The sequence below is a fragment of the Mycobacteroides sp. CBMA 271 genome, assembly GCF_009729205.1.
Classification (GTDB): domain Bacteria; phylum Actinomycetota; class Actinomycetes; order Mycobacteriales; family Mycobacteriaceae; genus Mycobacterium.
In genome coordinates, this window is sequence record NZ_VTHB01000001.1 from 988,770 (window position 1) to 1,009,507 (window position 20,738).

Genomic DNA, 20,738 nt, shown 5'->3' on the forward strand with positions numbered 1-20,738 from the left:
GACCGTCCATCCAGTAGCGTTGGCGGACGCTGCACTACCCCCCTGTCCCGGTCGGGCGACCACGATCGTGCCGGAAAGTCCTATGGCCCACCCGGATTGCCGGCTGTCCGCGACCGACGGTAGTGGGATCACCTTCGACGTCCAGTACTGGCGACCGGCCGCGTACAACGGCGAGGGGCCCGACTATCCGCCGCTCTCCGTGCGGGTCACCATCAGCGACCGCGCAGGCAAGAAGGTCCAGGAGGTCAACGAACTGTTAGAGCCTTCCAGCCCCTCCCCTGTCGGGCTGCAGGATATCGACGGCGACGGCCGGGACGAGATGATCATCCCCATGTCAACCCGTGTGATGAATGGCGCTGTGAACACCCGCTTTTCAGTGTGGCGTGCCGAGAAACAGAACACCCATTTCGAGCGGATTCAGATGTTCGGCCAGGCCATCTATCCCAGCGGGGACGGCTACATAGTGGTCAACAGTGGCGCATTTTCCAGCCGCGATCTCGACTTCTACCTGCCGACCGCGGCGGGCTATACCCAGATCGTCACACTGACGATGACCGCCGAAGAAGTGGACCTGAACACCCGCAAGGTACTCACGGCAAGCTGCATGGTCCACAAACAGTCCGGTTTAGGTGCCATCGACATGGACTGGCAAGACTCACCAGTCTTCTGCGATTCTCCTGCGGCCCGGTCAATTTGGCCGGATGCCGAGCGAGTGGAGACCAACCGCCGGGTAAAGGGCCGCTAGCCGGCGCCAGGTTCTACGACTCTCACCATCATGGGGTTTCGAGGAATCGGCTGAGAAATCCACACCAGACTCGCACGCGGGGCGTCAGGAAGACCTTTTGAGGTGGTCGACGAGTGCGCCTTCCTCACCGAAGAGCTTCTCCTGCCATGTCTGAATGAGCTCGGCATGGTCAATATCGCTGGGATGGAAGCCAATCCGGTTGTATTCGCGGATCCGCTGCAAGAACTGGCGAGTGAAGAACGGGGAGCGCCGAACCGTGTTGATGCTTCGTACGACCCGAATCGGGTTGTAGGTTGCGCGATCCCTCAGCATGGACACCGCGGTCGCACCAAGCAGCGCCACGAGGCCGCCGACGATCAGCGACCGCATGGTCCAGATGCGCATCCTTTCGGTTCCCCCGGCGGTGCGGTACACATCGAAGGCCACCGCTTTGTGTTCGCTTTCCTCCAACGCATGCCACAACAGTATCGAGCGGACCTCGGTGTCGCCCAACAGTTCCTGAACCTTCGGGTCATCCAACAGTGTTTCGGCGACAGTAGCCGTGAAGTGTTCCAACGCCGCCGTTAGCGCTAGGGAGTACAGCTTGGGCCCGTGCCGGAAAACTCGCCCGAGATAGCGCTGCACAAGCCATTCGATGCCGTGCGTCGGATAGCCCATCTCATGCAAGCGATCATTCAAAATCCGGTGTTCTCGCCCGTGGGTAACCTCCTGGCCAGTGAATCCACGGACCTCGGCTTGCAACTCCGGATCGGTGACCCGATCAGAGAAGTGACGCACCGACTGGACGAAGAACTCCTCGCCCTCCGGAAAGACCGCAGACAACACGGCAAGCATGTGGCTCAGGATCAGATCACCCTGCACATAATGACGATTCAGTGAGCCCACCGGGTACTGAAACGAGATGCGCCGAACCTGTATCTGATTCTTCATGGCCTTACCGCTCCCCGGTGTCGCCGGTCGCATCCGGAACGTACGTACGGCCACGGTCCGGGCCGTCCAGGCGCTCGATGTGCGACCGCAGGCCGGGCCGTATCCCCCAGGAGAATGCCACCCGCAGGAATGGCTGCAGCCACCGCAATGGCATCCAGGAGAAGAAGCGCGGGGTCAGTGCAACGGTCCAGTCGAGCGTGCAACCGCCGGGAACACTGGTGAGTACATAGTCTTCGGCCCACAGCTTCAACAGGGGCCAGGTGCCCGCCACCGCGGAGTAGGTGATGCGATGGGGTGGTTCGTACCGCCAGAACCTCTCCCGCTGGATCCACAGAAATCGCCAAGGCGCCGAGACCGTACCCATCTCCCGCTCCATGCCGGCACGCCGGACTGGTTCGTCATACCGCACACCGCAACCGAACGGTAGCCAGGACCAGGCACGGTCGCTATCGAGCGCCGCCCACACCTGCCCGATGGGCGCATCAAAGGTATGGCGCGTGCGCAGCACGATGGCCGCCGAATCGAACGCAGAGTCGTCCGCCATGGGCACGGCGAACCGAGGCGCAAGCATCGGCCATCGCGTCATTAGCCGACCGCCTGCGAGCGTTCTTCGGCGACAACCGAATCAGCATTGCCTACATGGCTCGCGTACCGGTAGTCATCGGCGGGGAACTTCTTCGCCGCCCGGCGCGCTTGCAGGGTTGTGGTCGGTCGCAGCAGGGGAACATCGTCATCGGCGTTCTTCCAGTACGACCGCACATCGTGATTGAGCTCGGTGAAGTAGTACTTCAGGTTGCGGCCATTGCGCAGCATGCTCTGGTGGAACCTGTCCAATGCTTCCTGCCGTACTTCCATACGGGTGGCACGCTGTTCACCCGCTAAAGAGATGGCCCGGACGATATGGGTCACGGCAGTGTCTGCCAACCCGTGCCATCCTCCATTACCCGTCCAAGAGTATGGCCCGACGATGATCCAGCGGTTGGGGAACCCCGTGATCGAAACGCTTTCGTATGCCTGCATACCGACGGTGTTGAAGAAGTCGCCCAGATCCCGACCGCCGGCCCCGACGACCCGCCCCCGCTTGTATGATGCGGGCTCCGAGAATAGGTCGAATCCTGTTGCCGTGATGAGGAAGTCGGCCTCGTGAACGGTGCCGTCCGTGGTCCTGACCCCTTCGGGAACCACCTCCGAGATCGGGGTGGTGACCAGTGAGCAATGCGCCCTGTTGAATACCCGGGGGAAAGCGGAATTGAGGGTCGGCCGGTTCCCCATCGGCCCGAAGGCCGGAAGCAGGTCTCTCGCCGCCTGCTTGTCCTTGACCACCGCGCGCAGGTAAGCCCCGTACAACGCCCGCCCGGCCCTATCGAATAGCCGCATCAGCGGGCGCATGACGGCCCCCGGGGTATTGATCAAGAACCACAGCCCCAGGCTCCCACCTACCAGGGCACCCCACTCGATCACCGAGAACAGCCCCGGAATGCGCAGTGCCCGTTGGACGAAGACAGGAATCCGGAAGTCGGGTTTGGGGATGCAATAGACGGGCGTCCGTTGGAACACCACGAGCGATTCGGTGTCATCCGCTATCGCTCCGCACAACTGCACGCCGGTCGCTCCGGTGCCGATCACCGCCACCCGCTTGCCGCGTACGTCGTGCTCCGGCAGCCACTGCACCGGCGTAACCCTGGTACCGGCGAAGTTCTCGAGGCCCTTGATGCTGGGTTGCTTCGGGTCGAAGAAGGGGCCGATCGCGGAGATCACAAATCTCGCGGTAAGCACCGATCCGTCCGCGAGGTTCAGCCGCCAGTAATGGTTTTCCTCGTCCCACTCCTCGGTGCGCACCTCGACGCCGAAGCGGAAGTGCTTCCGCAGATTGAACTTTTCGGCGGTCCGCTGGTGATAGGCCTGCACCTCGGCGCCCGGGGCGAACACGCGGGACCACTGCGGGTTACGGAAGAACGGGAACTGGTAGATCACCGACGGGATGTCGACCGCAATGCCCGGATATACGTTGTCACGCCACGTTCCGCCCAGGTCCGTCGCCCGGTCGAGGATGACGTAGTCCTCAATACCTGCCTGCTGAAGACGTACACCGGCGCATATGCCTCCGATACCCGCACCGATCACGACAACGTGATGGTCGGGAATTGATCTCGTCATGGGGACTCCTCACTCGATATCCAGGATGGATAGCTGATCGATGTTTCGTTCGATGGCGACGATGGCTCCGCGAGATTCTTCGCCCTACCCAGTTCGCCGCGCCACGGCCACGTCAGTTGGTCGACAAGATCCGGATCTGACCGAGCCGATCGGGTCAGATCGCCGAGCAACCTCGTGGCATCGCTCAACGGATCGCCATCTTGAGAACCGCTTTCATGAACGGTCGGACTGCGAAAGCGGTCCAGCGCAACGGGAACCACCCGATCCACTGCGGCGTGAAGGCCACCGTCCACTGCACCTTCACCTTGGGGCCGTCCGCAATCAGGACCCAGCGCTCCGCGAAAGATCTCAGCAACAGCGGAATCGATAAACCCGTGCCGACGGCGATGAGTTCCTTGGCCGGGTCGTTACGGACGATACGTTCACTGAGCGCGATGAGGACTGCGCGATAGCTCAGGTCGAGACCCACGATCCGGGGCCCGGTGACGAAGGGCACCACACCGAGATAGTCGCCCGCGCTGAGCTGCCGCCACACATGCTCGGCGGGAACGGAAACCGTGGTCTCGACCGTCGCGGCCCAGGCAGAACCGCTGTCAAAGTATTTGTCGACGTCGGGTCCAACTCCCGACACCTCGAACCGCCGCGGCCCTCTTGCCCCAGATGCCAGGGCACCCAACACCACCGCCGTAACACCGCCACCGACGATGACCAGTACTGCAGCGATCCCGAGCAGCAGCGAATTGGACACGTATCTCCCCTTTTATAGCTGACTAGTTCGCCTTGCCGACAGTGGTTTTCATAGATGAAGCGCCCTTACCCAATGCCGGCGGCTGGTCGAAGCGGAAGTCATCGAGCGGGAAGCGCTTACTGGCCCGCGTCGACTGGTAGGCCGTGGTGGGGCGCAAGAACGAGAAGTCACCGTGGCGGTCGATGTAATAGGAGTTGGCGTTGACGCACGCCCGCCCGTGCATGAGCGTCGACTCCGCTTTGGGCGCAATGAAGTCGAAAAACCTGTCGTTGGCCTCCTCGGTCACCGCGAAGGCCGTCGCACCTCGCTTACGCGCCTCGGTGATGACCCGCACTGCGATACGAGTTGCGTTCTCCACCATGACGTGCCAAGAGCTGCCGCTCCACGCGAATGGGCCAAAGACCATGAAGGTGTTCGGCAGTTGAGGCATCGTCACGCCCTCATACGCCTTGGCGCGATTGTTCTCATAATAGTCGGCGAGGTCGAACCCGTTGCGTCCCTTGACGGGGCGTGCACGATACACCTCGGGGCTTTGAGACATCGCAAACCCGGTGGCGAGTACGAGAACGTCAATCTCGCGATGCACGCCATCCTTGGTAACGATCCCCGTCGGGGTGATCTCAGCAATCGGATCGGTCACCAAATCCACATGCGGCTGGGTGAAGGTTCGATAGTAGGCGTTCGAGACACTTGGACGCTTACATCCGAACCCGTACGACGGTGTCAACTTCTTACGCAGCTCGCGATCGCGAACCTGCGTGAACAGAAAGGCCCGACACGCCCAGTTCGGTATCAGCGTTATTGGCGCTATCTGCTTGCCGTACACCGTGATCGCCACCAGACCTACCTCGACCGCCGCCGCGGCAACACCGCGAATCAGTGATTGCAAGCCCGGAAGGTACTTCATGGCCAGCCGCGCGATACGCGGTATCGGGAAGTCAGGTTTTGCGAACACCCAAATGGCTCGGCGCTGGTATACGTCCAAGCGCGAGGCTACGCGTGCCATTTGCGGAATCAGCTGCACCGAGGTTGCACCCGTGCCGATTACGGCGATCCGCTTGCCTTTCAGGTCGTAGTCGTGGTCCCAGTTCTGGGATTGAATGACCTTGCCGCCAAACGAATCCAAACCTGCGATGTCCGGAACCTTAGGCTCTACGAAAGCGCCGAGCGCGGTGATAACAAAGCGCGAAGTGATGACCCGACCGTCGGCGAGGGTAAGCCACCATAGGTGGTTGTCCTCGTCCCACACCCGCTTCATGACCTCATGCTCCAACCGGAGATGATCGTTCAGGTGGTACTGATCCACCAGTCCAGCGATGTACTGCTGTACTTCACGCCCCTTCGGGAAAGTACGGGACCAGTTTGGGTTCTTCGCGAAGGAGAACTGGTACACGATCCCCGGGACATCCACAGCGACATCGGGGTAGTGGTTGTTGTACCAGGTACCACCGATACCCGACGATCTCTCGAGGATCACAAAGTCGGTCAACCCGGCCCGCTTCAACCCGATGGCGGCACCCAGACCACCGATCCCGGCGCCGATGATGACGGTTTCGTGTTCGGGAGTGATCATGAGACTTCCTGCACCTGCTGATCGATCCGGCCGTCATACTCGCTGCGCGCCCGCCGGTCCACGGGGCCAACGGTCCTGTCGGCATTCACGATTCGCCTGCTAAGGAGCCACAGCCATTCAGGCACAAGATGCTGCAGTCGGAGCGCGAGGACCGTCCCCCTCGGAGAGCCGACCACGGCCGGCCGGTGCCGCAAGGTCCCCACGGCATTGCGTGCGACCCACTCGGGCGGGATGATCCCCAGTTTTTCCCACCATTTGAAGGGAATTCCGTCGACGAGTTGAGTCCTGACAGCCGCCGGCATAACGGTCGAGATCGTCACACCGGTGCCTACCAGTTCCTCGCGAGCGCTGCGTGCGAATCCGGTAGCAGCATGCTTCGATGCAACATAACTCGCCAGGCCGGGCGAATGTATGGCCCCGGCAGCCGATGTCACGTTAATGAAATGCCCTCTGCCCCTGGCGATCATCCGTGGTGCGAGCACCTGGTACGAGATGTAATGACTCCAGAAGTTGACGCGCATCGTGGCCTCCGCCACGCCGCGGGACTCTTCCAGCAGCGCGCCCACGGGCATGATCCCCGCGTTGTTCACCACGATGTCGATCGGCCCGGCAGACTCCTCAATCTCAGTCACAACACGCAGATACTCGTCGGAATCGGTCACATCCAAAGCGATACCTATTGCACCTAAACCGATCTCGTTAGCCGCCCGGCCGGCAGCATCACCATCGAGATCGGCGATCACCACCCGCGCACCCTTATGCGCAAGTTGGCGCACGATGGCCAGCCCGATGCCCCGAGCGCCGCCGGTGACCAATGCGATCGCGCCATCGACGTGAATCTCTGCGAATTTCATATGTGCATTCCCAACGAGTATTTGTGCGCGCCCTTCATGCGGCCCGCTGATTAACATGAGCTCTGACAAACGCCGAGATCTCGGCAACAGCGTCCGCCGCATCGAAGAGCACGTCAGCGGCGATTTGGAATACGTGCACCTGATTCCTCCAGATCTGCAGTTCGACCGGCACCCCGGCCTCGGCCAGCCGGGTAGCGGCGAATTCGGCGTCGGGGCGCAGGATCTCGTCGCTACCCACCTGGATCAGCGTCGGGGGCAGGCAAGCCAGAGCGGCTGGGCATGCCTCGACAAATTTGTCGAGGCATGCAAGCCCTGCCGGTCCCGTTTCCGCGGACAGGATCAGCCGCTCCATGGCCGTCAATGCTGACCGAGGGAAGAGCGGGTCGTTGGATTGCGTGGCGACCCTGAGCTTGGCCGCTGGGTCGCGCTGGACCAGGGGCGCAAGACATACCAGTGCACCCGGTGCGCCCAGCCCACGTTCCTGCGCGACGAGGGCCGCAACCAAGGCGAGAAAGCCTCCCGCCGAATCTCCCGCGATGGCGATCTCCGAGGGCTGGTAACCCATGTCAATGAGGTGCCGGTATCCATCCAGCGCATCTTCGACCGCCGCCGAAACCGGGTGGCCAGGCAGCTTGCGGTAATTGACAGCAAGAGACGTGACGTTGGCGGTCGCGACAATGCGGGAGACCAGTCGGCGGTGCGAATTCAGACCCCCAACCACGAACGCCCCGCCATGGAGGTACAGGACAGCACCACTGGATCGGCCCCGGGCGGGGGCCATCAACTCGGCCACACAATGTGCGAATTGAACGCGCGAACGACGCATGCCCCGGACGGGTCGCAACACGACGGCCGCGAGGTCAACAACCCGGTACGGCCACGGCAAATACGGGAATCGTGCCCACAAGGCAATCGTCGGGTACGCAAAGGTCCGAATGACCAACCTCGCCAAACGCAGCAGCACCGTCGGCGATCCCCGCTCGACGCGCGTGACTTCCACACGGTTCGGATGTAGCGGCACCACGTTGGCCGTCATCAGCACTCCTCGGCGATCTCGAACACGGGACTGTCTTTAATAGACTGACATGCCATTCGGTAAATTGCAACAGTCGACCATCAAGAGTGTGAAAAGCACTATTGTTGCTGGTGATACCAGCTTTCTATGGCCTCGCCCATCGGGGTGGTGACAGCAGACAAGCCAAGGTATTGACGAGCGATATCCGACCAGGGAGCCCCGGACCCTATCCGGCCGAGGAGCGCGGCCACGCACATCTCGGTACGGCGCGCCATCGTGTGCGTCTCCACCAACCGCTGGTTCCGAATTCCGTCATAGAACCTGGAACCGGGCAATACCGCATTGGCCACGGACAGCCTGGCAATCTCCGGCGTCATCCGCAGATATCCCTCCCCGAGGTGCCAACTACTCACCGCCCGGATGTATTCGACACCCTCTCGCCTGCCGAGGCTCTCGGGGTCTTCCACGAATCCCGCCGCCTGTGCGAGATCGTAGGCGGCATCATCCTCCCCGTTCAGCAGTGCACGGAACACCGCACGCTGAACTTCCGCATCCTCCGGTGGCATGTCGGCGCACAATCCGAAGTCGATGAACCCGATCCGGCCGTCGGTAAGCAGCATGATGTTGCCGGGATGGGGGTCGGCGCAAAAAAACCCGGTGCGGTACATCTCTCCGCAATAGAAACGATAGATCGCCTCGCCAACGTAATCGCGGACCGCCTGATCCTGGTCGGCGGCAATGGTGTCGAAGGGCAGGCCATCGAGATACTCGGTGACCAGGACGTGTTCGGTGCACAACTCGGTCACGGGCTCGGGGATGCGCCACACCGGATGGTGACGGAACTCGTCAGCCAGCCGCCGATGGTTGGCCAGCTCCGTTCGGTAGTCCACTTCTTTGAGTATCTGCCGCTGAACTTCCGCGACGATGGCCTGGGTGTTGCTTGCCGGTAGCTTCTTGGCGGCCAGCTTGGCAACCAGCTGTAGATTCTTCAGGTCCGCACGGACCTTGGACCCGATGCCCGGGTACTGGATCTTGACCGCGACGAGCCTGCCGTCATCGAGGCGGGCGCGATACACCTGCCCTATCGACGCCGAGGCGATGGCGCCGTCCTCGATGCTCACGATCCGATCACGCAGACTGCCCAGCTCCTGTTCCAACGCGGCATGCATGGTTTCGTCGGGAAACGTTGGTGCGCTGTCAAATAGCGGTGCGAGCCGTCTGGTGAACTCATCCCTGGCCGAGGCGGATGTGATACCCACGTCTACGACTGACAGCATCTGCCCCAATTTCTGCGCGGCACCTTTCATGGATCCGGCGACGGTGACCAATTGGTCGGCGAAACGAAGGATGTCGGCATCGCGCCGGGCGGCAATATCCGCCGAGAGGGGCTTGATGGCCGTCGTGATCGCCGAACGCACGGCGTGACTGGCAACGACCTTTCCGAGTGCCGTTGCCCGCTTGGCGCGCAAGGGCACGCCACCTCGAGTTACGTTGATCTCGTTATCAACTGGATCACCGATGGACGTGCTCCTTCGTCTCCCCCGCGGCTTTACGACGCCGAGTTGACGCCGTAGAGCAAAAATCGGGTAATGGTCCGTGCGTACTCGCCAATATTGTCGACCCGCTCCTCGTCGTCAACCATCAACGTGACAGCACCGACCAAAAGCGATACAAAGGCCTGACCGAGGAACTCGGTGTCGATGGCCGGATTGATCCGATCAGCACCGATCATCGAATACACATTCTGTTCGCACCGCACGGCCGCGTACCGGAAGAACTGGGTAATCGATTGCAGCGCTTCCGGATCCACGCCGGATGCCTCAGTACTGACGAAGATCAACACAGGCAGCCGCCCCGCCACAGCCTCTAACGCGCCTTGAAACCCTTGCACGAGTGCGGATTCGACGCCCTGAAAACTCTCGATTCTGGCGACTGACCGGGGAAGCGCCGGTTCCAACGACGAAACTTCGCGGACGATCAATGCATCAAGCAAGTCCCGCTTGTTCTGGTAATAGTTGTAGAAGGTGCCGTGACTGACTCCGAGCTTTTCCACGATCTCATGCACGCCGACGGCATGGTAGCCGTCACGCATAAAGCACTCGAGCGCCGCGTCGAGCAGTTCGTTACGCCGATCAGCCACAGTTGCCACTGGAACACGTTGCAGTTCAACCGATTCGTCCGCCACGCGTTCCGGGCCGTTGTCCGCACTAACCCCCTCCCGCAGGATTCCCGCCATAGCGATCTGGGAGGCCGAACTCACGAATCGCTCTCTGGTACTGGGATTATCGTGTCGACTCAACGAAAGTACGAACCCAGGGACCACCAAAGAGGGCAGCAGTCGGGCCAGTACGGCATAGTCCTGGGAATCCTCGGGCATCCATCCGGCCTCGCGGCCGAGTTCAAGGCCACGCTGGACATACGAGTCGAGCATCGCCTGGATACCGACGACGCGCTGCTTGAGTTCCTTGTCGGCAGCGGCAGACTGGACAGTGAGGAGCTTTAACAGCGCGGGTTCGCGGTCCACCAGAGCGTAGAGTCGGCGACCGCCCTCCATGATGATGTCGTTTCGCTCATCGATACCGGCATTCCCTCCGACAACGTCGAGCAGGTCGTCGAGCGCGAGGGTTTCGAAGAGTCTTTCGACGGCAGTGTCGAAGACCAGGTCGAGCACCTCACGCTTCCCCTCGACGTATCGGTAGACGGTGCCCTGCCCCATCCCGGCCCGAGTCGCGATGTCGGCCATGCTGGTCTGTTCGTAGCCGTTCTCGGTGAACGCCGCGAACGCCGCGTCCACAATCTGCTGACGTCGTTTGTCGGCAAGCCCGGATACCGGTGGCCGCCCACGGCGAGGAGTCTCCTGCGCCACTAGCTGCTCCATCGACGGGCCTGACCGGTTAGACGGCGCGCGCGGGTGCACACGCCTCGTTGACGGTTGAGTGTAAACACGTCGCCGAGGATCCGGGCCGACCTATCCTCGGATTTCGTGCCCGCGCCTCATGACTATCCCTCGAGCTTGTAGCCCAATCCACGCACGGTAACCAGGTGCACGGGGTTGGCGGGATCAGCCTCGATCTTCGAACGAAGACGTTTGACATGCACGTCGAGGGTCTTGGTGTCGCCGACGTAGTCCGCGCCCCAGACCCGATCGATCAACTGGCCGCGAGTAAGCACCCGGCCGCTGTTGCGGATCAGGTATTCCAGAAGGTCGAATTCCTTGAGCGGCAGGGTGATGGCATCGCCGTTCACCGACACGATGTGCCGGTCGACGTCCATGCGGACGGGCCCGGCCTCAAGCACCCCGTCACCGGCGCTGGTCTCCTCGCCGTCCGATCCGCGGCGCAGCACCGCCCGAATGCGCGCGATGAGCTCACGTGCCGAGTAGGGCTTGGTCACATAGTCGTCGGCACCCAGCTCAAGCCCGACGACCTTGTCGATCTCGCTGTCGCGCGCGGTCACCATGATGACCGGAACGCTGGACTTGGCGCGCAGCTGCTTACAGACGTCGGTGCCGCTCATGCCCGGCAGCATGAGATCCAGCAGCACGATATCGGCGCCGGACCGTTCGAATTCGGCGAGTGCCGAGGGACCGTCGTTGACGATGGTCGCCTCGAAGCCCTCCTTACGTAGCAGGAAGGCCAGTGGATCGGCCAGCGAGTCTTCGTCCTCAACAATCAAGACACTGGTCATCGACGTACATGTTCCTCTCGAGTAGTCGCTTTGTGCTCTTCACGTAAGCGGCTGGTAGGTACTGGGGATGAACCGCTGGCGCGAAGCCCATCGGCTAATGGTGCGGTCTCGTTGGCCGCACCGTTGCGGGTTCTGGACTGTTCGGTCGGTGTTTCCGTGTCGTCGTCTTCGTAGACCGGCACGGACAGCGTGAAGGTCGATCCCGTGCCTGGCTGGCTCCACAGCTTGATGACGCCATTGTGGTTGGCAGCGACGTGCTTGACGATCGCCAGCCCCAGGCCAGTGCCGCCGGTGTCGCGGGAGCGCGCCTTGTCGACCCGGAAGAACCGTTCGAAGACACGTTCCTGATGCTCTTTGGCGATCCCGATCCCGCGGTCGGTGACAGCGATCTCGATCTGGTCGCCCCGGCGGCGTCTGCTGATCGACACCGGCGATCCCGGCGGCGAGTAGGCGATGGCGTTGGCCACCAGGTTGGTGATGGCAGTGATGAGCAGGGTGGCGTCGCCGCGGACCTCTAATCCGCTGGGGGCGTCGGTAGTGACGGCGATGTCAGCGTTTTCGGCGACCACCTTGGAGCGAGTCAACGCCTCGGACACCACATGGTCGACGTCGACGACGTCCAGGTCCGGTAGCTTCTCAGCGCCCTGCAGGCGCGATAGCGCGATGAGTTCGGTGACCATATTGCCCAGGCGCCGTGATTCGGCGAGCACCTGCTCACCGAAGTGCTGCACGGTGTCCGGGTCATCCGAGGACTCCAGCAGCGCCTCCGCGAGAACCCCCATGGCGCCGACGGGTGTCTTGAGTTCATGGCTGACGTTGGCCACGAAATCCCGCCGAGTCGCTTCCATCTTGACGTGCTCGGAGTCGTCGTCGACGTAAATGACCACCCAGCGGGTGTCGGCATCACTGAGTCTGCGAACGTGCCCGCGCAGCGAAAATCCCGCGCGGCCGGGCGCCTTCGGCTTGGTGGTCAGGTCCACTTCGACGTCCTCACCGGTGGCCAGGGTCCGCTGCGCGGCATTCCATGCGCGCTCGTCGAGCTGACGGTCGCGGACCAGTCCCAGTTCCCTGGCACGCGCGTTGACCAGGACCACGTCCTGGTGCTTGTCGACGACGACGATTCCGGTCGGTGCGATGGAGACGATGAGGTCCAGCATCTGCGCAACGGTCAGACCGGTCTGGGCTACCTGCGAAGTTTTCCGGGCCGCGCGACTCCCGGAGGAGCGACGCGAAAGCCACGCCCCGAGCGCAGCGCCCACAGCAAGCGCCGCGACTGCGGCGGTCGCGACAAGAAGGGCCGATGCGACGGTCACGCGAAAAGCGTACGCATTCGGTGAACGTCACCCCAGCAGCGTGCGGCTAAAAGCCGAGCAAGTCACATAGTCCAGCACAGGAGTTAGGCCTGAGTTCACCGAGTATTCGCCAATTGGCGAACTCTTAGTGGCGAGCAGACCAATACGGCGTTATTTCGCACCCTGGCTAGCCACCGCGGCGGCTCCAGCGGCCGCGGCCTCGGGGTCCAGGTAAACCCCGCCCTTGGCTACCGGTTTGAGGTTCTCATCGAGGTCGTACCGCAACGGAATGCCGGTGGGGATGTTGAGGCCGACGATCTCCTCATCGGAGATCCCGTCGAGATACTTCACCAGAGCACGCAGCGAATTGCCGTGGGCGGCAACCAGAACCGTCTTACCCGCGCGAAGCTCCGGCACGATTGCCTCTTCGTAGTACGGCACGAACCGCGCCACCACGTCGGCCAAGCATTCGGTGAGCGGGCCGCCGTCGATATCGGCGTACCGCGGGTCCTGGTCCTGGCTGTAGTGGCTGCCCCGCTCGATGGGGGGCGGCGGGGTGTCGTAGCTGCGCCGCCAGGCCATGAACTGGTCCTCGCCGTACTTGGCCTTGGTTTCGGCCTTATCGAGGCCCTGCAGCGCGCCGTAGTGCCGCTCATTGAGCCGCCAGTCGCGCACCACCGGGATCCACAGCCGGTCGGCGGTGTCCAGGGCCAGATGTGCGGTGTTGATGGCGCGACGCAGCAGCGAGGTAAACAGAATGTCCGGCAGCACGCCCTGCTGGGCCATCAGCTCGCCACCACGCTGCGCCTCTGACCTGCCCTTTTCGGTCAAATCGACGTCGACCCAGCCGGTAAAGAGGTTCTTCGCGTTCCACTGGCTCTCGCCGTGGCGCAGCAGGATCAGGGTGGCTCCGTTTGTCTGACGGGAGGTCTCGCCGCTCATGGGCGCAAGTCTCTCACGCGGGTGCCGGTGCGGCGGCGCTAGCCAGGCGCGGCTTCCCGCCGCGCCGATTCGACGGCCAGCGCCCGCTGTATCCCGCGCAGGACGAGGGTTTGCGCTCGCAGCAAGTGCCGTTCGAGGAGCCATGGCAATTTGATCTTGAGGTCGACATCCGAATCGACGATGAGCTGTGTTCCGGGTGGGCGAGGAACCACGGTGTATCGCGCGACATGGTGCCGAAGCGCACTACTACGGCGCAGGGTTGTGGTGCACCCAGTCGGCGACCAGTTGTATTCGGTGAGAATGTCATCGGAGATACCGAGAACTGAGCTCCTTGTCCTGACCAGCAACGGCATACCGTCGTCGTACGTCTCAACGATGGTGGTCCGGCTCGTAATCGTCGGCCACGCCGGCAGGTGGGGCGACAACCAATCGTTGATGGACTCGACGTCTGTCAACACTTCGTAGACGGTCTCTGGCCGTGCAGCGATATCGAAAACGTGGCGCTCTTCTGGCATATCCGCCCTTTCCAGCGATTCTTATGCGTGAACAGGCTGTTCTTGACGGTCCTGAACCTGGCGGATGTCGCATGTGGTGTGGGGCAATGGGGCGACAACCTGTGTCCGCCGGCCAAGCGTGGCGGGTTTGATGGGCCACCAGAACGTTTTGCCGAGGATCACCGCCAGTGTCGGCACGGTGAAGGTGCGGACGACAAGCGTGTCCAGTACCAGACCCAGCCCGATCGTGGAACCGAGCTGCGCAGTGTTGAGCAAGCTGCCGCCCATCATGGCGAACATGGTCATCGCGAACACCATGCCTGCAGTGGTGACGACACCGCCGGTGCCGGCGATCGCCCGGATGACACCGGTCTTGATCCCGGCCCCCATCTCCTCTTTGAAGCGGGCAGCCACCAGCAGGTTGTAGTCGGCGCCGACGGATATCAGGATGGCGAACACCGCGGCGGGGATCGACCAGTGCAGCTGAGTGCCTAACAGGTGTTGCCAGATCAGCAGGCTCAGGCCAAGCGTGGACCCTAAGGACACCAGCACCGAGGCAACCACTACAACCGATGCGACCAGACTGCGAAGCAACAGCAGCACCACGGTGAATATTAGGGTCAGCGCAGTGATCGCAACGATTTGCTCGTCGCGGCCCAAGATGGTGTGCATATCGTCAATCATCGCGCCCGGCCCGCCAATGCTGACGACACTGCCGGCCAGCGCGGTGCCTTTGAGCGCGGCTTTCATGGCGACCGCCAAATCCCGAGCCCGCTGTTGCCCCGATACGTCAAAACTGCTGGTGGCACCCATCACGATCATGCGAGTTTTAGTGCCGTCCTTCGAGAACAGTAGGTGTATGAACGGCTCGAACTGTGGATCGGACAGCAGACGTGCCGGAAAGTAGAAGTACTCCCCCGAGCCGGCTGTGCTTTTGCTGAAATCCTGCATAAATGCGGTCAACGTGTCCATTTGGGTTGTCATCTGCGACAGCATGCGGTCGGTCTCTATGGCCATGTCATGCATTTGGGTCAGCGAGTCCACCATAAGCGGGATGCTGTCGGCGGACTTTGCCAGACTGGCACTCAGGTTGGTGGTGGTGCGAACGATCTGGTGCATACCCGTAGTGAGCGATCCGAGGCTGTCGAAGTTCGACAGCGCGGTACGCGTGCTGGCGCACACAGGCTCCGGCGCGCATTCGCGGCCGGCGCTCACGGATGCCCGAACCGGCGCGATGACGGCATTCAGGTCTTTCATACCGGAATTGAGTTGTTGTAAGCCGCGCTGGATGGGCACCGAGGCCGCGTTGAGTTGCTGGGCCCCTTGCTGCGCGGCCTTGAGTTGCCCCTGGAGCCCCTCGATCGTCGAAATCATCGTGCCGAGGTTGCTGGTCAGTGTGTGCAACCGGCCGGCCCGCTCGCTGAACACGACAGAGTTCTGCGAGGCCATGGTGCCGGCGTAGCCCACCCCGTAGCTCAGCGAGGCCTGGTCGAGTGGTGTACCGAGGGGACGGGTCAGCCACTGAACCGCGTTGACGTCCGACAGCCGGCTGAGGTGCTGGGCGGCGCGCTCCAGGATGGCGATATCGGTCGAGTTGCGCAGATCGTGGTCTGATTCGATCAAGACCATGTCCGGGTACATCTGGCCTTGCGGAAAGTGCCTGTTGGCCGCGGCAAGCCCGGCAGAACTCGGCAGCTTCTGAGGGACGAACTGGAGCTCGTCGTAGTTGTACTGCGCCGTGGGGAGCGCGAGCATGCACAGCAGCAACAGCACGAAGCTGCTGACGAAGAGCGGCTTAGGCCACCGCGCAACACGGATCCCGATCCGCCGCCAGAATGTACTGCTGGCGGCGGATCTTCTCGGTTCGAATAATCCGAAGCGGCGCGCACCGATGAGCAGCACCGACGGTGTCACGGTGACCGCCGAAAAAACGGTAAAGACCATTCCCAGCGCCGCGGGTGTGCCCATCGCCTGGAACATGTCCAGTTGCGTGAAGTTCATGCACAGCAATGCACCCGCGACGGTAAGCCCTGAGGCGATGACCACCGGAGCCACTCCCCGGTAGCTCGCCGTGAACGCTTCTTCGATCGAGAGGCCGCTGCGCCTGCCTTCCTGGTAACGGCCGATAAAGAAGACCGAGTAATCGGTGCCTGCTCCCAGCATGAGCGCAGCCATCAGGGCGGTGGTCATCATGGTCATAGGCGCTAAGTCGGCCTGCACCAGGTATCCCACGAGCGGTGTGGCAACGGAAAACGCGAGCCCCACCGTGAGCAGGGGCAGCAATGCCACGAACATAGAGCGGTAGACGAGCAGCAGCAATGCGCCGACGAGGAAGATCGAGACCGAGCCGATAACCACCTCGTCCTGCATGATGGCCGAGAGCTGATCCACTATCGCCTGGCTGGTTCCGGTGGCGTAAATATGGGTTCCTGCAGGTTTATTCGCCGAGTCCAGAATGTTCTTCAGGGCCTTAACCGATTCCATGCCTTGTGGTGTGCCGATGTCACCGGCCAACTGCAGCTGCAGGAATGTCAGTTGTTTGTCGGGGCTTTCGGCCATGGCGCTCATCTGCGGGTCTGACCAGGTATCGAAAATCGACTCGACATTCTTTTTGTCGGCCTGCAGTCTGCTCAGCAGCTCGGCCCGGAATTGCCGGTCCGAGTCGTCGAAACGCGTGTCCTTCTCGACGATGATCACGCTGTTGTTGTTGCTCGAGGACTCGTCGAACGCCGCGGCGATCCTCCTGGCAGCCTCACCGGACTTGCTGTCGGTGGGCATCATGGGTCGGCTGTGGGTCAGGATCAGCTCTTGGGGATTGGGAGCGACCGCTGCCAGACAAGCACCGACAAGGCACCATGCCCCGATAACCAAGAAGGCGTACCGGCTGATCAGCCCCGCCAGCCTGCCAAATACAGCGCTGTTATGCACGGTCCACCGGAGCCCTACCTAACGATTTTCCGGAATGCGAGCAGATTGCAGCTGACGGTCGGGTGCGAGCCAGACTCGGACTTCTCGTCGGCCACTTCTCCCTCGACATCGATACGGCAGGTGACCTTGTTGTTCGCCGATATGGCGGTGACGCCAGCGGCGAAAGCAAAGTCATTCGTGGTGACCGTCGTCTGCCATGGCGCGTCGCCCGAATACAGACGCGACTGCCCGGCGTCGTCCAGGTACGACACCGTCACCGGAGCGCCGCCCGTACTGGTCACCTGGTAGGTGACCGTTTTGGGTTTGGGCATCGAAAACCCGGCATTGACGGCGGGTTTGGGCGTTTCGGACCTGTTCGGCAGCGCCAGCTTCGGCGAGCCGAGCACATACGTTCCCGTGGCCATCCACAACACCGCGATGAGTGCGAAAACCCATCCCTGCCGCTCCACGAACACATCCCAGAACCTTCGCGACAGGGAGGGTCCGGACAAGCGGTTGTTACTCGTCCTCACGCCCGAGACCGCACCCGCCCGGATACCGCGGCGACTTCCCAGTTCGAGGCCGCAGCAACCATTGGCACTTCGCTCCTCGCATCGACGTTGACCGATCCATCGAGCGCGGCCGAAACCGACTTCACTTGTGCTGGTGGGCCCCTGACCTAGCCCCACCAGCACAGGTGACTCGATGCGTTACTGAGTGTAACTAGTACTTAGTGTTACGGCAAGTCGCCTCAGGGGCAACGCCATGCACCGCACCGCAAGCGATCTAGCCGCGCCGGGAGGCCGTCCACCCGGACATTGGCATCTTTGCGAGCACCAACAGGGCATCTCCGCGGGTCTCTCCGCTGAGCTGCCCTACCCCATGGCGGTCACCCAAATCGGCTGTCGACCAACCCGGCGAGCCTCGGCCCCGGCGTCACGTGTCCCTCGAACGCGTAGTCGTGCAGCGGGAAGGTGCGGGACGATCGCCGGGCCGCCTGGGTGGTCATCGGCCGGATGTACGCCGACTCGCCGTTGTGGTCGAAGTAGTAGCTGTTGGCGGTCGAGCAGTTGCCTACTTGGAACAGCGAGGTGGCGTACCTGCCGCGGACCTTCTCGGTCCAGGCGTCGGTGGCGTCCTTACGCACCTCGACATCAGTAGCACCCAGGCGCTGCGCCTCGGCGATGACGCGGCTGATGTGGGCAGCTGCGGTGTCCACGACGCTGTGCCAGGTGCCGCCGGTCCACCCGTACTGCCCAAACACCTGGAAGTAGTTGGGCAGCCCCGGAGTGGAGATGCCGTGATAGCTCCACGGCTGATGGTCTTGGTAGAAATCTGCGAGGTTGAACCCGTCGCGTCCGATCACCGGCGTGTCCCGGTAGATCTGCGGGTCGAAGAACAACCGGAACCCGGTCGCAAGCACCAGGACGTCGATCTTCCGCTCGGTGCCGCTGCGCGTTCGGATCCCGGTCGCGGTGATGGTCTCGATGGGGTCGGTGATCAGGTCCACGTTGTCGCGGTTGAAGGTCTGCAGATACGCACTCGACACGGCGGGACGTTTGCACCCGAAGTCGTAGTCGGGGGTGAGCTTGGCCCGAAGCTCCTTGTCCGGCACCGCCATCCGATAAGTGACGTTGCGCAGGAACCCGGAGACGGCCTGCGGGATGACCTTGACGTTGGCGTAGTACATGACTCCATAGACCAGCACCCCGGCGTAGACCAGTTCCAAACTCTCCTGCAACACGCGCTGCGCGAACGGCACCCGCCGAAAGAAGCTCTTGACGGGGCCGGGTGTGGTCGGGTCAAACTTTGGGAAGATCCAGATCGGGGTGCGCTGGTACACATCGAGGTGGCCCACCTCGCGCGCGATCTCCGGAATGATCTGTACGGCACTGGCTCCGGTGCCGATGATGGCGACCCGCTGACCCTTGAGGTCAACGGTCTGGTCCCAGGATGCCGACTTCACGACGGTGCCGGTGAAGTCATCGAGACCCGGAAGCTCGGCGGGTTTGGGCTCGGGGAACGGCCCGGCGGCGACGATGACGAAACGCGCCGTCACGTCCCTACCGTTAACCTTGAGCCGCCAAACGTCGGCTTCGTCATCCCAATGACGCTCGCCCACTTCGCTGTTGAACCGAATGAGGTCACGAACTCCGAATTCGTCGGTGAGCCGCTCGACGTAGGCGAGCACCTCCGGCCCCTTGGCGTAGAACCGGGACCAGTCCGGGTTGCAGGCATCGCGAAACTGGTAGGCCTGGGCCGGAACATCAACGCCGATACCCGGATACGTGTTGTCCCGCCAGGTTCCGCCCACCCCGGAAGCGCGCTCGAAGATGGTGACGTCTTGGACGCCGGCTCGCGACAGATCGCGGGCGACGCCGATGCCGGAGAGCCCGGCACCGATGATGACGACCTGATGATCGGGTCCCAACGGGGCCTTGCGGCGGCGACTGCTCATGCGGTCGCCTCGTAGGTAAGTTCCTTGGTCCAACTCGGCTGCGACGGAAGCCATGTGCGCGGAATGTAGTCGGATGCCTTGACCATCGAGTTGGCCAGATAGTGGTACGGATGATCGGGGTTGACCACCCACTTGGAACCCTTCTTGAGGAACCGGTAGATGAGGAGCCGGGTGCCCTTGCCGCGATCGCCGATGTTCGAGAACCGATTCATCGCGTCGTACAACCGTTGCTCGCTGAGGCCCATCGCGACGATGTTGTTACGGATCCGGTTGATCAGCGGAATACCGGTGCCCAGCCCCACCAGTCCGGCGAGCAGGAAGCCCGGGCTGAGCAGCGTGCCGACGTTCTCGATGACGGCACGGCGAACCGGCCCCTGACCCATCATGTCCAGTACGTGGAAATCGACTGCCAGGTGTCGTGATTCATCGGAGTTGATGTGCCGGAACGCCTCATGGCAGATGGGGTCCTGCACCTCTTCCAACAGGAACTTGAGCAGCGCGCCGTCCAGTGCCACCTCTAGGAGAGGGATCACGGTCCCCAACACGGTCAGCGACAATCCGTCCGAATACCTGTCCAGCCATTCGATGGCCAGACGCACGTTGATGTTCGGTTCCGGGATCTCATCTTCTTTGAGCATTCCCCAGCGCCGCATCAGCGCCAGCTCGGCATTGGCGTGTTTCTGCTCCTCGGCGTGGAAGTACCGGTAGATCTCGGCGAGCGTAGGGTCCGGCGCCTTCTTGGCCAGCGCGGAGAATCCCCGAGCGCCGATGTTCTCGATCCACACCAGGTCGGCCATGAAGTCCTTGAGTTTGGGCCACAGCTCGGCGCTGATGGTGTCGGCTCCTGGCGCCTCCCAATCGACGTCGGCCAGCGCCCACTGCTTGTCCTTGATGGTCTGCAACATGTCTTCCAGAACGACAGCCATGGTCTTTCCT

At 62.3% G+C, this 20,738-nt stretch carries 18 protein-coding genes; 1 reads left to right on the forward strand and 17 read right to left on the reverse strand.

Translation table 11 applies throughout. The annotated features are described in order from the left end of the window. Positions 1-82 precede the first annotated feature (82 nt). The gene (locus FZI91_RS05025; protein ID WP_239001950.1) at positions 83-745 is read left to right on the forward strand and encodes a hypothetical protein; all 663 of its coding nucleotides are present in this window, start codon (positions 83-85) and stop codon (positions 743-745) included. A gap of 84 nt (positions 746-829) precedes the next feature. Here FZI91_RS05025 and FZI91_RS05030 read toward each other — a convergent pair whose 3' ends face one another. From FZI91_RS05030 to FZI91_RS05110, 17 genes are all read right to left on the reverse strand, one after another. After that, positions 830-1,675 carry a metal-dependent hydrolase gene (locus tag FZI91_RS05030; RefSeq protein ID WP_155937554.1) on the reverse strand — a complete coding sequence of 282 codons (846 nt, stop codon included), beginning with the start codon at positions 1,673-1,675 and terminating at the stop codon, positions 830-832. Between the two features lie 4 nt (positions 1,676-1,679). Then, complete coding sequence (locus FZI91_RS05035) at positions 1,680-2,246, reverse strand: SRPBCC family protein (RefSeq protein WP_155937865.1); 567 nt, start codon at positions 2,244-2,246, stop codon at positions 1,680-1,682. 14 nt (positions 2,247-2,260) lie between these two features. Beyond that, positions 2,261-3,832 (reverse strand): NAD(P)/FAD-dependent oxidoreductase, encoded by a 1,572-nt coding sequence (locus FZI91_RS05040; protein ID WP_155937555.1) that lies wholly within the window; start codon positions 3,830-3,832, stop codon positions 2,261-2,263. Positions 3,833-4,016: 184 nt separating this feature from the next. Further along, positions 4,017-4,580, reverse strand: coding sequence for an SRPBCC family protein (locus tag FZI91_RS05045; protein ID WP_162526682.1), 564 nt, complete (start codon positions 4,578-4,580; stop codon positions 4,017-4,019). Between the two features lie 22 nt (positions 4,581-4,602). Next, positions 4,603-6,150 (reverse strand): NAD(P)/FAD-dependent oxidoreductase, encoded by a 1,548-nt coding sequence (locus FZI91_RS05050; RefSeq protein ID WP_162526717.1) that lies wholly within the window; start codon positions 6,148-6,150, stop codon positions 4,603-4,605. Then, complete coding sequence (locus FZI91_RS05055) at positions 6,150-7,007, reverse strand: SDR family NAD(P)-dependent oxidoreductase (protein ID WP_155937557.1); 858 nt, start codon at positions 7,005-7,007, stop codon at positions 6,150-6,152. Before FZI91_RS05055 ends, FZI91_RS05050 begins: the two co-directional genes overlap by 1 nt. 34 nt (positions 7,008-7,041) lie before the next feature. Beyond that, positions 7,042-8,043, reverse strand: a complete 1,002-nt coding sequence (locus FZI91_RS05060; protein ID WP_155937558.1) for an alpha/beta hydrolase — start codon at positions 8,041-8,043, stop codon at positions 7,042-7,044. Positions 8,044-8,141: 98 nt separating this feature from the next. After that, entirely contained in the window at positions 8,142-9,497 is a 1,356-nt protein-coding gene (locus tag FZI91_RS05065) for an AarF/ABC1/UbiB kinase family protein (RefSeq protein WP_162526681.1), read from the reverse strand. Between the two features lie 74 nt (positions 9,498-9,571). Next, positions 9,572-10,900 (reverse strand): TetR/AcrR family transcriptional regulator, encoded by a 1,329-nt coding sequence (locus FZI91_RS05070; protein WP_155937559.1) that lies wholly within the window; start codon positions 10,898-10,900, stop codon positions 9,572-9,574. Positions 10,901-11,022: 122 nt separating this feature from the next. Continuing rightward, entirely contained in the window at positions 11,023-11,709 is a 687-nt protein-coding gene (locus FZI91_RS05075) for a response regulator transcription factor (protein WP_155937560.1), read from the reverse strand. Beyond that, entirely contained in the window at positions 11,706-13,022 is a 1,317-nt protein-coding gene (locus FZI91_RS05080; RefSeq protein ID WP_162526680.1) for a cell wall metabolism sensor histidine kinase WalK, read from the reverse strand. Before FZI91_RS05080 ends, FZI91_RS05075 begins: the two co-directional genes overlap by 4 nt. Positions 13,023-13,172: 150 nt before the next feature. Next, a complete protein-coding gene (locus FZI91_RS05085) occupies positions 13,173-13,943 on the reverse strand; it encodes a phosphoglyceromutase (RefSeq protein WP_155937561.1) in 771 nt (256 codons plus the stop codon). 38 nt (positions 13,944-13,981) lie between these two features. After that, positions 13,982-14,458: an SRPBCC family protein gene (locus tag FZI91_RS05090; protein WP_155937562.1), complete on the reverse strand. Its 477-nt coding sequence runs from the start codon at positions 14,456-14,458 to the stop codon at positions 13,982-13,984. Positions 14,459-14,479: 21 nt separating this feature from the next. After that, positions 14,480-17,365, reverse strand: a complete 2,886-nt coding sequence (locus FZI91_RS05095) for an RND family transporter (RefSeq protein WP_166548228.1) — start codon at positions 17,363-17,365, stop codon at positions 14,480-14,482. Between the two features lie 14 nt (positions 17,366-17,379). Next, positions 17,380-17,877: an MmpS family transport accessory protein gene (locus tag FZI91_RS05100; protein WP_313884531.1), complete on the reverse strand. Its 498-nt coding sequence runs from the start codon at positions 17,875-17,877 to the stop codon at positions 17,380-17,382. Positions 17,878-18,233: 356 nt separating this feature from the next. Continuing rightward, entirely contained in the window at positions 18,234-19,802 is a 1,569-nt protein-coding gene (locus FZI91_RS05105; RefSeq protein WP_155937563.1) for an NAD(P)/FAD-dependent oxidoreductase, read from the reverse strand. After that, entirely contained in the window at positions 19,799-20,728 is a 930-nt protein-coding gene (locus FZI91_RS05110) for a ferritin-like domain-containing protein (protein WP_155937564.1), read from the reverse strand. Before FZI91_RS05110 ends, FZI91_RS05105 begins: the two co-directional genes overlap by 4 nt. Between the last annotated feature and the right edge of the window lie 10 nt (positions 20,729-20,738).

Excerpts from the sequence above, each read along its gene's own strand:
- FZI91_RS05040 (WP_155937555.1), bottom strand. The coding sequence starts at position 3,832 with ATGACGAGATCAATTCCCGACCATCACGTTGTCGTGATCGGTGCGGGT.
- FZI91_RS05105 (WP_155937563.1), bottom strand. The coding sequence starts at position 19,802 with ATGAGCAGTCGCCGCCGCAAGGCCCCGTTGGGACCCGATCATCAGGTC.
- FZI91_RS05070 (WP_155937559.1), bottom strand. The coding sequence starts at position 10,900 with ATGGAGCAGCTAGTGGCGCAGGAGACTCCTCGCCGTGGGCGGCCACCG.
- FZI91_RS05075 (WP_155937560.1), bottom strand. The coding sequence starts at position 11,709 with ATGACCAGTGTCTTGATTGTTGAGGACGAAGACTCGCTGGCCGATCCA.
- FZI91_RS05025 (WP_239001950.1), top strand. The coding sequence starts at position 83 with ATGGCCCACCCGGATTGCCGGCTGTCCGCGACCGACGGTAGTGGGATC.
- FZI91_RS05110 (WP_155937564.1), bottom strand. The coding sequence starts at position 20,728 with ATGGCTGTCGTTCTGGAAGACATGTTGCAGACCATCAAGGACAAGCAG.
- FZI91_RS05055 (WP_155937557.1), bottom strand. The coding sequence starts at position 7,007 with ATGAAATTCGCAGAGATTCACGTCGATGGCGCGATCGCATTGGTCACC.
- FZI91_RS05030 (WP_155937554.1), bottom strand. The coding sequence starts at position 1,675 with ATGAAGAATCAGATACAGGTTCGGCGCATCTCGTTTCAGTACCCGGTG.
- FZI91_RS05035 (WP_155937865.1), bottom strand. The coding sequence starts at position 2,246 with ATGCTTGCGCCTCGGTTCGCCGTGCCCATGGCGGACGACTCTGCGTTC.
- FZI91_RS05085 (WP_155937561.1), bottom strand. The coding sequence starts at position 13,943 with ATGAGCGGCGAGACCTCCCGTCAGACAAACGGAGCCACCCTGATCCTG.
- FZI91_RS05060 (WP_155937558.1), bottom strand. The coding sequence starts at position 8,043 with ATGACGGCCAACGTGGTGCCGCTACATCCGAACCGTGTGGAAGTCACG.
- FZI91_RS05090 (WP_155937562.1), bottom strand. The coding sequence starts at position 14,458 with ATGCCAGAAGAGCGCCACGTTTTCGATATCGCTGCACGGCCAGAGACC.